This is a genomic window from Bradyrhizobium yuanmingense, assembly GCF_029167105.1.
GTDB lineage: Bacteria > Pseudomonadota > Alphaproteobacteria > Rhizobiales > Xanthobacteraceae > Bradyrhizobium > Bradyrhizobium yuanmingense_A.
On the sequence record NZ_JARFML010000038.1, the window covers coordinates 1 to 12,486 of the forward strand.

Sequence of the window (12,486 nt, forward strand, 5' to 3'; positions counted from 1 at the left end):
GGCTCAACCTGATCGAGGGCTTCTTCTCCAAATTTGCTCGCTCGGTGTTGCGCCACATCCGGGTGACATCAAAACACGAGCTGAAGCAACGCATCATGGCCGGCATCGACGACGTGAACCGCCATCCGGTCATCCACACCTGGTCCTATAAACTCGCCGAGGCCGCCTGATATGATTCGAACCAAGGAAACGCTCGACTAGACGATCGTTTCCGTGAAACCTGCATCCTGGGATCAGGCTGATCGATGGAAGGGAAGGTTTATTGGCGGATTCCTCGTTTTGCGGTCGGCGAAACGAGGAGCTGTATCATGGCAGGATGGCGGCGAGCGGTCGAATTGGCAATGAGCGGTGAAGAGATTGCGACGTTGACGACGCTGTCGCGGTCGCGAACTGAGCTGGCGAGCCGGGTGTCGCGCGCGCAGATGCTGCTGGCGTATCGGGAAAATCCGTCGTTCTGCGCAGTGGGCCAAAGACTTGGGGTCCATCATCAGACGGTGCAGCGCTGTGTCGAGCGAGCATTGGTCGATGGCCCGATGGCGGCCCTCGACGATCGCCCGCGGCCAGGCAAGGAGCCTACCATCACGCCTGAGACCAAAGCCTGGTTGGTGTCGCTGGCGTGCGACAAGGCCAAGGACCACGGCTATCCGCATGAGTTGTGGACGACGCGGCTTTTGGCGCGCCATGCGCGCGAACACGGGCCGGGGGCGGGGCATGTGTGTCTGGCCAATTTGGTCCAGGGCACGATGTGCAAGATCCTCGGCCAGGAGAACATCAAGCCGCACAAGGTACGCTACTATCTTGAAAATCGTGACGCCGAGTTCGAGCAGAAGATGGCGGAGGTCCTGTGCGTCTATCGTGAAGTCGAAGTCCTGAAGAAAGCCGCCGCCAAGGGAAAGCGGCGGGGAAAGCCGGTGACGATCGTCTCCTGTGACGAGAAGCCGGGAATCCAGGCTATCGCAACGACGGCGACGGATTTGCCGCCCAAGCCTGGCGTCCACGCCACCTTTGCGCGCGACCATGAATACAAACGCCATGGCACGCTCAGCCTGCTGGCTGGGATTGATCTGCTCACGGGCCAGGTCCACGCCCTCGTCAAGGATCGCCACCGCAGTCGAGAGTTCATCGAACTCCTCAGGCTTATCGATGCCACCTATCCGCCGAACACGGCGATCAAGCTGATTCTCGACAATCATTCTGCACACATCTCGAGAGAAACAAGAGCCTGGCTCGCCACCCGACCAGCCGGGCGCTTCGAGTTCACCTTCACGCCCAAGCACGGCTCGTGGCTCAATCTCATCGAGGGGTTCTTCTCCAAGTTCGCCCGTTCAGTCCTGCGCCACATCCGGGTCGCCTCAAAACATGAACGCAAGGAGCGCATCATGGCCGGCATCGACGACGTCAATCGCCATCCCGTCATCCACAGATGGTCCTATAAGCTCGCAGAAGCCGCCTGATATTCAAACCAAGAAATCGCTAACCTAGTCTTCGTACGTTCAGGCCGGGGGTTTTGCGCCGCGAACTCAGAGCCTGCTTGCAAAGCAGGACGCGTGTCTGCTGACCGGAACACTCGAGATCACGGGTATTCTAGTTGAGAGCCACGGTAATTCTGTTTTGTCGGTGCATGCGGGGAAATGCCTTCGTCAGCTGATCGTCAGCCAGGCGGTCTATTCAAATATGCTTCGCATTCGCGCTTGGATCGGAGATGGGAATATGACGGGCATTAGCCAGCCTGGCAAATCGCACGTTGGGGCTACTCGAGCCGACGAATCGAGCAGTTCGCGCTCGGCATCAAGTCTCGCCCATGCGGAAGACAGCCAATCGTTCGCCTCCGTCGTGGAGCGGATGCGCTCTGGACCTCAAGGTAGAGCGGCGCCGGTCGCCAGACAGCTGCAAACTTCGGAAGTGGCAGTCCCCATATCTTGGACAGGCGATGAGAAGGCAACAAAGCAACAAATGGACCGCCTTTTGGCGGAGCTTGACACTTGCCGTATTGCGGCCGCGCGCGCGCAAAACCCTTCGGAGGAACAAGAGCTGATTGATCAGCTCGTCAAGGCAGGCTCAAAAGTTCTGGAGTACTACGCAAGCCTACCCCATCACGAAGCGCGCAGAAGTCTGTCCGACGACCAGGCTCGCCGCCTCCGCGACGACGTCCTCGACGCAGGGGACAAATGCAATAAGTTAGCGACCTCGACCATCTACGCCTTGGAGGAGAGCAGGAAGGGTGCGGCCGTCGTGCTCGACCGAATGGTCCAATCCGGCGCTGCCCCCGCTCAGCTGAGCCGTGCGATTTCGAGCGTAGCAAACCGCTATGCGGCCTGCTTGGAGTGGTGGGGAAAAAAGGCATTGCGCTCAGAGCACATGCAGGGCGTTTGCGCCGCCACCATCAATTTACCAAGTACATCAGCCGAGATGCGGCAGGCCGAACAAGCCGGCCTGCGGCTGCACACCGGGTGGGCACTGTTTATGAAGTGCATGCAGCTGCAATCGCGGGTCGCTCTCGCACAGGTCATGATTGAGCCGCAGGCCAGTACCTTCGAACCAGCCATGAAAGATATCGTCATGGCTGAGAATGGACGGGCACGTCTGCTGGGGACCTTCATTGAGGACGTTTTTCCGGCATTCCGCTCGACGTCCAACGCTGTTCTATACAGCAAAGGACGCGCGCTCGACGCTGCGCACTGCGCGGTTTTGGAAGGCGTCATGGAGCGGCTTTCGGAGTTTGCGTTGGGCTTGCAGGACATGGTCTCCAAGCTAAGCGGTGCCACAACAGGTGCCGACCTGCCATTGGAATTGTTGGCTCAGATTGGGGAAGACGCGTGGGTCACTGCGGATGAGATCACGCGCTTCGTGGAACTGCAGCCGAACATGTCGGCCACCATGGCATCAACGGCCGACGCTGCGGCTGCGATAGCGGCCAGCACCGCCGGCGAGGCTTTGGTGGCCGAAGCCTCCACACCGCGCAGGAAGGGGAGAGGCAAGCGCTCACCCGCCGCTGGCGCCATGAGCTCGGCGCCTGGGCGGACGCAGCGACAGGTCGCTACGGCTGAGGAGGCAGCGGCGTTAGGCGCCAAGGTTGTCGTGCTCTCGGACCTCGGTACGAGGAGGCTCGCGAGCGCGGAGGAGGCGCATGCGAGGGCGTCATCGTCGGCGAGCGCACATTTGGCGATCTGGCAAGCACCGCCGTCGTTGGAAGCACTGACGGGGCTTATCGAGCGGCTGGACAAACTCTTGCAATTCGATCTGGCTGGTCAGCAAAGAGCCGTCTCGCAGGCCCGTCAGATGAAACCCGAAGACGTCGAACACGTCGTGGACACCGTGGTCGGGCGCCTTAAAATCCAGGCCGCCGAGATGCAAGCCTGTGTGACCGCGTTGGAGGACCCTCGTCGACGGGTCCTACTCAAGCCTGCGCAAGTGCGCGAAGTGCACGACAAAATAGTCCAGCTCAAGGTGATGCGGTCTGAGGCGCAGGGATTGGCCAAGGCTCTGAACGAGCGAAAGGCCTCGACCTCAACTGATTGCATGAAGACTTACGCCTTTCCGTGCCAGAACTACCTTGAACACTTGCTTGCGGCCGAGGAGTTGGTGCCCGCGGATCTGCCCCGCGCGTTAAAGAGTGAGCCAGGGGTGCTATTTGAGATCAAGCTGCAGCCCAAGGCGCTGCGCATTGGTGTATTGCCGAGCCCGATGTGGGTGCACATCCATACAAACCGGCCGGTATATGCGCGGCAGCTGCTAACGCTCGATGACGCCGATTTCGCTGCTTGCCACGTCAAGTCCAATACGCAACGCGGCTACAATCAGCAGTGGCAGAACGCCCGGGCTGCCATGGGTCACGAAAACGTCGTGGTTCACCGCGGTAAGCTCACGCCTGCATTCTGTAAGTCCTTGTTGGCCACAGTGCATAGTGACATCCCGCGCTATCGAGTTGCAGAGGCGGATCAACAATCGACGCAGGCCGCTCGACATGGGGGCTAGCCTCGCGGCAGAGTACCGATTGTGGTGACTTCAGGCAGACCTCCGAAATCCGGACCCGGCGGTCCCTAATCAGGCTCGTGGGCCTACAGCAGCTCGTAGCCTGGAAGCTTCTAAGACGAAGCCCATTCGCTCTCGGCGCATGGCCAGTTCTGCCGGCCGGCCCAAGTCGACCAAGCTTGCGCTCAACGCAACCTTGCGCACTTATGTGGCGGAGAGACTTGCCGGCGGCGTTGTAGCCCCGAGCGGAGCTTATATTCCGGGCCCCGCCGTTCGGTGGAACGGCCGCCGGCATGGCCGGCGAAAGGATCGACGATGGGCCAAAGCATGGAGCCCTGAGCAGATTGCCCGACGCTCGCTGATCGACCTCCCGGACGACAAGACGATGCGCATCAGCCACGAAGCCATCTATCAGGCTCTCTTCGTTCAGGGCCGCGGTGTACTGCGCAGCGAGCTGATGGCCTGCTTACGAACCGGGCGCGTGTTGCGCGTGCCCAGGGGACGCGTACGCAGGCGGGGCAAGGGCTTTGTCTCGCCGGAGATCATGATCCGCGAGCGACCCGCTGAAGCAGCCGATCGAGCAGTGCCGGGACATTGGGAGGGAGACCTCATTCTCGGTCTTGGCAGCTCGGCGATCGGCACGTTGGTCGAGCGCACGACGCGCTTGACAATGCTACTGCACCTTCCCCGACTGGCGGGGCATGGCGAAGTTCCACGTAAGAAGAACGGACCTGCACTCGCGGGACACGGAGCGGAAGCCGTGCGTGACGCGATCTCGCGCACCATCATCACTTTGCCCGAAGAGCTACGTCGCACGCTGACTTGGGATCAAGGAGCGGAAATGGCTCAGCACGACCGCCTCAAGATCGATGCGGGTATCCAAGTCTACTTCTGCGATCCTCAAAGCCCTTGGCAACGCGGCACTAACGAGAACACCAACGGCTTGCTGCGGCAGTACTTCCCGAAAGGCACAGACCTGAGCATCCACAGCGCCGACGAGATATCCGCTGTAGCAGCGGTCCTGAATGCCCGGCCGAGAAAGACACTGGGCTGGAAAACGCCGGCAGAAGCGCTTGACGAATTATTATCATGAGTGAAAAATTGGGTGTTGCGACGACCGTTTGAATCCGCCGTTCTATCCAACGGAGCTGTGGAAGTTGTTCACGTACTTCGACGAACGTATCGGAGCCTGGCTCCGACGGAAGTACAAGCCGCTCAAAAGGCACCGGGGACGGGGCTTGCGGCGGCTGAACGGCATTGCGAAGCGCAACCCCTCGCTCTTCGTCCACTGGGCGCGCCTTGGTCACGCAACGGTTGGGTAACAGAGCCGGATGATGCGAGAGTATCACGTCCGGTTCTGTGAGGGGCTGAGGGTGAAACTCCCTCGGCCCACTCGACAGTTCTTCTGCGGCGAAGAGTTCTTCCAGCACCGCCTGGTGTTCGATCGCTCCTCATTGACGCGCTGGCGCCAGCGCATGGGCGAGGAGAAGCTGCAAGCCCTGCTGCAGGAGAGCCTTGCGGTCGCCACCAAGACCGAAGCGATCAAGCCGTCCGATCCCAACGGCGCCATCGTCGACACCACGGTGCAGCCCAAGAACGTGATGTTCCCAACCGACGCACGACTTCTGAACCGCGCCCGTGAGATCCTGGTGCGGCTCGCCAAGGCCGCCGGCATCACGCTGCGTCAGGCCTACGGGCGGGTCGGCAAGTTCGCGCTGATCAATCACCAGCGCTATGCCCATGCCAAGCAGTTCAAGCGCGCCAACCGGGCCTTGAAGACGCTCCGAACCTATCTGGGTCGCGTCATCCGTGACATCGGCCGCAAGCTCGGTGGCAACGCTGACCTGCTCGGTGGGATCGGGTTGGAGCGCATGCTGGCGCGGGCGCGACGGGTGCTTGAACAGAAGCAGCACCAGCGTGGACCGAAGGTCTACTCGCTGCACGCTCCGGAGGTGGAGTGCATCGGCAAGGGCAAGGCCCACCGGCCCTACGAGTTCGGGGTCAAGGTTTCCGTTGCCACCACGCTATCGCACGCCAGGGGTGGCCAGTTCGTCACCCATGTGAATGCGAATTTCACGGATCGTGAGCGTTGATTTCGGACGATCGTGAGCACTGAACTCAGACGATCGTGAGCAGCCCGCTACGGCCGATGGGGAGATAGAGTCAGGGTGACGGCTGCCCGTCAAGGGCGATGGTTTTGGCGCTGCGTTTTCGCATGCTTTCACCGGAGAGCTGGAGGCGGTGGGCGTTATGCACGAGGCGATCGAGAATGGCGTCGGCGACCGTGGGGTCCCCGATGGCTCCATGCCAGGTGTCTACGGGGAGCTGACTTGTGACGATTGTGGGTGCGCGGCCATGGCGGTCCTCGAGGATCTCGAGCAGGTCGCGGCGTTCGGCGGCAGTGAGCACGGACAAGCCCCAATCGTCCAAGATCAACAGCTGAGCGCGGCCGAGACTTTTGAGGAGCCGGGGGTAACGTCCGTCCCCGCGAGCGAGCGCGAGGGCTTCGAAGAGCCTCGGGACGCGATGATAGAGAACGGAGCGATTGTCGCGGCAGGCCTTGTGGCCGAGAGCACCGGCTAACCAACTTTTGCCCAGGCCGGTGGCGCCGGTGACGAGCAGGTTCTCGTGGCGATCGATCCAGCGGCCTTCGACGAGCTTGGCGAAAACGGCGCGATCGATGCCACGCGGGGTACGCAGATCAACGTCTTCGACGCAAGCATTCTGGCGCAACGCGGCGATCTTGAGGCGCATGGTGAGCCGCCTGGTGTCGCGTTCGGCGGCTTCGCGGTCGACCAACAGGCCGATCCGATCTTCGAACGGCATGGCTTCGAGATCGGGTAATCGGCGCTGCTCCTCGAAGGCCTTGGCCATTCCGCTGAGGCCGAGCTCGATCAGCCGTTCGTGGGTTGGGTGGTTGAGCATGCATGGTCTCCTTTGCTTCAGTGGAAGTAGTCGCGGCCGCGGATGTTGCCGTGGCGCAGGGGTTGGTGCTCGAAAGGCTCGTCGTCGAAGAGAGAGCGATCGAGACCGTTCTGGAGAATCGATCGGATGGAGGCGACGGAGCGCGCCTTGATGAGGATGCCGCGCCGGCAGGCCGCGTCGACGCGTTCGGCGCCGTAGCTTTTGGCCAGCGCCAGAATGCCGAGGCAGGTTCGAAAGCCCTGTTCTGGATGAGGCCGGGCTTCGATCACGGCCTGGAAGAACGCTGCAGTCGAAGGGCCGATTCGCTCGCCGGCGGCGATCACCGCGGCGGGGGTCCATTTGCCGTAGCGGCGATGCGCGCTGGGCATGTGGTCGGCGATGGTGGTGTGTCCGCGCCGGTTGGGGGCGCAGGCATGGCTGGCGATGCGCCGAGGATTTTCGCGCGGTAGCCGACCGGGTGGAGCAGACGCTCGGTCTTACCGACCAGCCGCGCGCCATCGTCATCCATGAGAAAGATGGGCGAAGGCACGCCCATGTTGTCTGGTCCCGCATCGACGCAGACATGATGCGGGCGATTAATCTGCCATTTTACAAGACAAAGCTCATGGAGCTCTCGAAGGAGCTCTTTCTCGAAAACGGCTGGGAGCTGCCCAACGGCTATCGGGTGGACAAAGGGAAGAACCCCCTTAACTTCACACTCGCGGAGTGGCAGCAGGCCAAGCGCCTCGGGATCGATCCCCGCGAAGTGAAACAGACGCTCCAAGGCGCCTGGCAGGCCTCCGACAATTTGCAGGCGTTTCAGCACGCGCTCGAAGAGCGCGGCTACTTCCTTGCTCGGGGCGACCGACGTGGCTTCGTCGTCATCGACCTGGAGAACAAGGTCTATTCCCTCTCGCGCTATGCCGGAGTGAAGAACAAGGACCTTAAGTCGAAGCTGAGCGAGCCCGAACGTCTGCCCGATGTCGGGCAGACGCAAAGGCTCGTGTATCAGCGCGTGAGCAGACAGCTACGCGCCTACATCGCGCAGAAGAAAGCCGAGCTCAAAAAGGAAATGGAGCCGTTGCGGACGCAGGCGATGGATATCTCCCGGCGCCAGCGCGTAGATCGCAAAGTGACGGAGCTCAAGCTTCGCGAGCGCGAAAGAAACGAGGTGAAAGAACGCGCCGGACGTTTCCGGCGCGGACTCGGTATGATTTTCGACGTGTTGACCGGGCGGTTGTTCAAGCTGCGCCGCCAGAACGAGCAGGAAGCCGCCAAGGCTTACCTGCGCGACAAGGCGCACCGCGAACAGTCAAGCAACACGCAGCTCAGAGAGCGTCAGAAGATTCAGCTCAAAATCGATGCCCTGAAAAGCCAGCATCGCGACGCACGCGTCGCGCTGGCGCGTCAGGTCGGCCAGACCTTGCAGGATCTTCGCCGCAATGAGCATGAGCGCGAGCATGGCCGCGAGCGCGAAGGACCCGAGCTCGAAATGTAAAGGAGGCGTCAGATGAATTCTCTCGTTCCGTTAGCGAACCCCTCCAGTCTGCCCGCGCCTGTGCCTCTCGGCACGGCAGCGTGGCAGTCACCCGCGCAAGTGTCTTCCCATGAACCGGGCGCGGTCTGGATGGGCCTGCTGCCCGGTGACCGCCCGGCGGGGTGGCGCGACGACACGCATGTGAACGTCATAGCCACCAACCGCAGCGGCAAAGGCGTATCGATTCTCATCCCCAACCTTATCCTGTGGCCCGGCTCGGCCTTCGTTCTCGACCCGAAGGGAGAGAACGCGCTTGTAACGGCACGCCGCCGCGCGAGCGGTTCGGCGTATTGCGAAGGCCTCGGTCAGAAGGTGCACATTCTCGACCCGTTTGACGAGGTGCGCCGACATGACGATGCGTTTGCCGACCTCAAGGCGCAGTTCAATCCACTCGACTTGCTCAACCCCTCCAATCCAGAAGCGGTTCAGACGGCAGCCGCCATTGCGGACAGTCTCATTGTCGTCGAGAACGCAGGTGACCCATTCTGGGCGGAAACGGCCCGGGCTCTGCTTTCGGGGCTGATGCTCCACGTGGCGTCCAGCTCGTCCTTTAAATCGTCCGAGCGCCATCTCGGCCTTGTGCGGCGCCTTATCATGGAGGGCGATGCTCAGGCACGGAAACTCGCGGCGCTGGCAGCGCCTGACAAGAAGGCGCCAAGCGGCATCACGTTCCTTGCAACTGCCATGGAGCGCAATCCAGCCTTTGGCGGAGTCGTGTCGCAAACCGGTGCCATGCTGACCGACCTCTCGAGCTCGCCGCGCACGCTCACCGGCGTTCTCGCGTCTGCTCGCACCGCCACTGACTTCCTGGCCGATGAGCAGATGCAGCGTTGCGTCTCAAAATCCACCTTCGCGCTATCGGACTTGAAGACAACCGCCAAAGGCATGACGCTGTACGTCTGCCTGCCGCAGCGGATGATGGAAACGCATTACCGCTGGCTGCGGATGATGACCACGCTGTTCACCCGGGAGATGGAACGCACGCGGGGACAGCCTGCCGCAGGTTATCCGGTGCTTGCCGTGCTCGACGAGTTTCCGCTCCTGCGCCGAATGCGTTCGCTTGAGAACGCGGCGGCGCAGATTGCGGGATACGGCGTAAAGCTGATGTTCGTCTCCCAGACGCTCGCCCAGCTCAAAGACCTTTACAAGGATAATTGGGAAACGCTTGTCGCCAATGCCGGTACGAAGCTGTTCTTCTGCAATGACGACCATTTCTCGCGGGACTATGTCTCGAAGCTCGTCGGCGAGTGCGAGGTCATTCGCCAGATTCGCTCGGACAACAACGCCGAGAGCCTGACATCGACCATGACCGACACGACGGGGTTTAGTCAAAGCACCGGACTTTCGGTTGGGACGGGCTTGTCGATAACCAACAATCCCAACGGCACCACGGGCACATCCTCAAGCAATTGGGGCGAGACTCAGGGCCACGCCCATTCCACCTCGACCAGCGAGAGCTCGGCGACGAGCCGCTCGCGCACTCAGGGTGTTTCGGAGAGCATTCAGAAGCGGCCCCTGATCACGCCCGATGAAGTGGGCCGCCTGTTCGGCAACCCCAAGTCCATGCGCGGCCTTGGGCTGCTGCCGGGCATGCAGCCGCTGGCGGTCGCGTGCGTCGCGTATTTTCGCTTCGAGCTATTCCGGGGCTTGTTCGATCCGCATCCGGACCATCCCCGGCCTCCAACGCTTAAGCAGCTTGTCGTGGTGCGGCGCCAGGAAGAGCGGCAGCGGGCAATGGCGATCTGGCGGAATCAGAAGGAGGACGAGAAGCGCGCCGCCGAGGGCTACCGCCGTGCGCGCCTGTCTTATCTTGAGGAAGTGGCGAAGGAACGCCGTCAGGCAGAAGAGGCGCATTTGGCCGTGATGGTGGAAGAGAAGGCACGGCGCAAAGCTGCGCGGCGTGCGTCCATCGAGGAAAACCTCATTATCGCGGCGACTGCAATTGTGGGCGGACTTGCCCTGTTCGGCGTGTGCTATGGGGTGCTCTGTTGGTTGCGATGGATGTATCCGAGCAATGGATTCTGCCACCACGAAGTCACGGCATGGGCAAGGTTCTGGTGCTACGAACTGATGCCTCGATAAGGGTGTCGCGCTTAATCGGCTGCTTCGCGCTCCACATCCGTGCCGCGATTTCGCGTTCTTCCTCGCCCATCACGTCGAGGTAGATGGCGGTGGTTTTGATATCCGCATGGCCAAGCCAGCGCTGGACAAGGTTCAGCGGCACGCCGCTGCGGATGGCATGTATCCCGAAGCTGTGCCGCAGGCCTTTAGCCGTTGCATGCGGGCCGCCGGTAATGCCGGCGGCCTTCATCACGTCTTTGACCAGCGTCCATGCGCGGCTGCGCGACCATGGCCAAAGCCGGTCCTCTGGCTCCGCTGCATGATGCACCTCGGCAATACGCGCGAATAATTCGGGAGGCAATGGAATCTCGCGGACGACGATCTTCTTGCGCTTTTTGAGCGAGCGGACGGCAACGTATCCGGTCTCGCGCTCCACTGCGGACGCAATGACGGAAAGGGCCTCCGAGATCCTGCACCCGGCATTTGCGAGAAGGAGACAGAACGTCCCGACCTCCGGACGGGGCCAGGTCGCGGCGCGCTCGATGAATCGAGCGCGTTCGGACGGTGTCAGGTACTTCCGTCCCCCGGACCGGGTGTAGAGACTGCCGTCATAAGGCGATGAACTGCGCATGGTGGCTCCCGCGTCGGCAGAACGACGTGGAGCGACAGTTTTGCCTATTCTGTTGAGTGGCCCGGAAGCGCCCGATTTTACGAGCGTTTCAGCGATTTAATGCTCGCATTGTTAACATCACGATCCGATTTAGGCAACGATAAGACAGGCCCATCCTTGCAGACAGGACACTTTAGGCAATTCTGTCTTGCGGCTCCCAAGCGTCTGAACAAGCCTCACGGAATCCGCCGGAGGCGTTTTTGATTCTTGTTTGTTCAATCAAGGGAGCTGCAAGTGACTGACCCGGAACACGTCCGCTCTGTGGCGGAGGAGAACTACCGGCGCAACCAGCAAACGCCGATGGCAAGCGAGCAGGCCATTCCTGACGCCATCACCCGCAACACTTACAACGCCGAACTTGCCCGCCAGCGGGCGAATGACGGCAAGTGAACCATCTGGGGCGCTGCTTTCGGGCAGCGCCCTTTTCATTCATGGGGATGATACGATGACACGCGCATGGATTGCGGCGCTGGCGCTCGCGGCGTTGTGGCCGCTGGAGACAAGTGCCCAGCAAATCGAATGGAAACAGGTCCTGAACACGCCAAAAGGCCTAAACTTGCCCAGGGACCGCAAGGTGGACATCCTCGGCATTGCGCCGGGAGATACCTACGACGAAGCCAAGACAAAGCTCAACGCATTGCTGGCGGAAGATGCCAAGCTCGCGGGGCCAGCGGCTCCGAAGAGCGGTGACGCGGTCACCCAAATGGAGCGTGCCGCGTCCGGCCAGATGTTCGGCGTGGCGAGGCGTGGGCCGCTCATGGAGTCGCGACGGCAATTCCGCATCCCGGTGGACAATACCTCCGTCACGGTCAGCTACATTGCCGTTCTCAACCTTCAACGCGAGTATCCGGGCTCGGGCAAAGACAAAATCCGGGAAGAAATCATCGTGGTGGTGAGCGCCCCGTCGTCCGGCTCACAGGTGCTCGGCGTGAAACGCCAGATTCGCTATGAGCAGCAGGACCAGCCGCGCGTCTCGGAGCTCATGCGGGCTCTCGGCGACAAGCTCGGCGGCCCACCGCAGGTCTATGTGCCGGTCTACCGCTTCCAGTTTGACAACGGGCGTCTGGTGACGCCGCCCGGCGCGAACATCAATTCCTGTCAGACCTCGTATGCGACCGAAGGGGAAAACGCGGCGCGAGACATCAATCACACGGGCCAGTGCGACGTGGTGATGGACGTGCTCATAGGAACCGGCATATCTGCGGACCATGCCCGCACGGTGACGTTCACCTTGAGCGCAACGAATGCACCAAGCTCAATCTGGGTGCTGATTTCGGGTACTTCCGAAGCTACGTGAACGAGGTGCAGCGCCGCCAGACCGGGGCGCAGCCCAAACTGTAGT

General features: G+C 61.5%; 8 protein-coding genes and 3 pseudogenes. 8 read left to right on the forward strand and 3 right to left on the reverse strand.

The genetic code is table 11. The features are described from left to right. Positions 1 to 308: 308 nt before the first annotated feature. The 4 genes and pseudogenes from P0R31_RS33595 to P0R31_RS33610 form a co-directional block, all read left to right on the forward strand. Positions 309 to 1,454 (forward strand): IS630 family transposase, encoded by a 1,146-nt coding sequence (locus P0R31_RS33595; protein ID WP_275518957.1) that lies wholly within the window; start codon positions 309 to 311, stop codon positions 1,452 to 1,454. 256 nt (positions 1,455 to 1,710) lie between these two features. Continuing rightward, positions 1,711 to 3,975, forward strand: coding sequence for a hypothetical protein (locus P0R31_RS33600; RefSeq protein ID WP_275518959.1), 2,265 nt, complete (start codon positions 1,711 to 1,713; stop codon positions 3,973 to 3,975). Between the two features lie 139 nt (positions 3,976 to 4,114). Continuing rightward, positions 4,115 to 5,097 (forward strand): annotated as a pseudogene (locus P0R31_RS33605) (IS30 family transposase). A 263-nt stretch (positions 5,098 to 5,360) separates the two neighbouring features. Further along, a pseudogene (locus P0R31_RS33610) lies at positions 5,361 to 6,041 on the forward strand (IS5/IS1182 family transposase); the annotation flags it as partial. A gap of 94 nt (positions 6,042 to 6,135) precedes the next feature. Here the strand turns inward: P0R31_RS33610 and istB are convergent. Both istB and P0R31_RS33620 read right to left on the reverse strand, forming a co-directional pair. After that, on the reverse strand, positions 6,136 to 6,897 hold the full coding sequence (istB, locus tag P0R31_RS33615) for an IS21-like element ISFK1 family helper ATPase IstB (protein ID WP_275518961.1): 762 nt from the start codon (positions 6,895 to 6,897) through the stop codon (positions 6,136 to 6,138). Between the two features lie 17 nt (positions 6,898 to 6,914). After that, a pseudogene (locus P0R31_RS33620) lies at positions 6,915 to 7,328 on the reverse strand (IS21 family transposase); the annotation flags it as partial. Between the two features lie 26 nt (positions 7,329 to 7,354). On the opposite strand from P0R31_RS33620, the gene P0R31_RS33625 reads away from it, so the two are divergent. Continuing rightward, positions 7,355 to 8,374, forward strand: coding sequence for a relaxase/mobilization nuclease domain-containing protein (locus P0R31_RS33625; RefSeq protein WP_275518963.1), 1,020 nt, complete (start codon positions 7,355 to 7,357; stop codon positions 8,372 to 8,374). 12 nt (positions 8,375 to 8,386) lie between these two features. Continuing rightward, positions 8,387 to 10,495, forward strand: a complete 2,109-nt coding sequence (locus tag P0R31_RS33630) for a type IV secretory system conjugative DNA transfer family protein (protein WP_275518965.1) — start codon at positions 8,387 to 8,389, stop codon at positions 10,493 to 10,495. On the opposite strand, the gene P0R31_RS33635 is transcribed toward P0R31_RS33630, so the two are convergent. Next, entirely contained in the window at positions 10,449 to 11,105 is a 657-nt protein-coding gene (locus P0R31_RS33635; protein WP_275518967.1) for a tyrosine-type recombinase/integrase, read from the reverse strand. The two genes, P0R31_RS33630 and P0R31_RS33635, sit on opposite strands and share 47 nt — an antisense overlap. 273 nt (positions 11,106 to 11,378) lie before the next feature. On the opposite strand from P0R31_RS33635, the gene P0R31_RS33640 reads away from it, so the two are divergent. Both P0R31_RS33640 and P0R31_RS33645 read left to right on the forward strand, forming a co-directional pair. After that, positions 11,379 to 11,534, forward strand: coding sequence for a hypothetical protein (locus P0R31_RS33640; RefSeq protein ID WP_157287709.1), 156 nt, complete (start codon positions 11,379 to 11,381; stop codon positions 11,532 to 11,534). Continuing rightward, positions 11,521 to 12,441: a hypothetical protein gene (locus P0R31_RS33645; protein WP_275518969.1), complete on the forward strand. Its 921-nt coding sequence runs from the start codon at positions 11,521 to 11,523 to the stop codon at positions 12,439 to 12,441. Before P0R31_RS33640 ends, P0R31_RS33645 begins: the two co-directional genes overlap by 14 nt. Positions 12,442 to 12,486: the final 45 nt, after the last annotated feature.

What these genes read in the sequence shown, in the direction of transcription:
- P0R31_RS33595 (WP_275518957.1), top strand. Translation starts at nt 309, where the DNA reads ATGGCAGGATGGCGGCGAGCGGTCGAATTGGCAATGAGCGGTGAAGAG.
- P0R31_RS33600 (WP_275518959.1), top strand. Translation starts at nt 1,711, where the DNA reads ATGACGGGCATTAGCCAGCCTGGCAAATCGCACGTTGGGGCTACTCGA.
- istB (WP_275518961.1), bottom strand. Translation starts at nt 6,897, where the DNA reads ATGCTCAACCACCCAACCCACGAACGGCTGATCGAGCTCGGCCTCAGC.
- P0R31_RS33630 (WP_275518965.1), top strand. Translation starts at nt 8,387, where the DNA reads ATGAATTCTCTCGTTCCGTTAGCGAACCCCTCCAGTCTGCCCGCGCCT.
- P0R31_RS33635 (WP_275518967.1), bottom strand. Translation starts at nt 11,105, where the DNA reads ATGCGCAGTTCATCGCCTTATGACGGCAGTCTCTACACCCGGTCCGGG.
- P0R31_RS33645 (WP_275518969.1), top strand. Translation starts at nt 11,521, where the DNA reads ATGACGGCAAGTGAACCATCTGGGGCGCTGCTTTCGGGCAGCGCCCTT.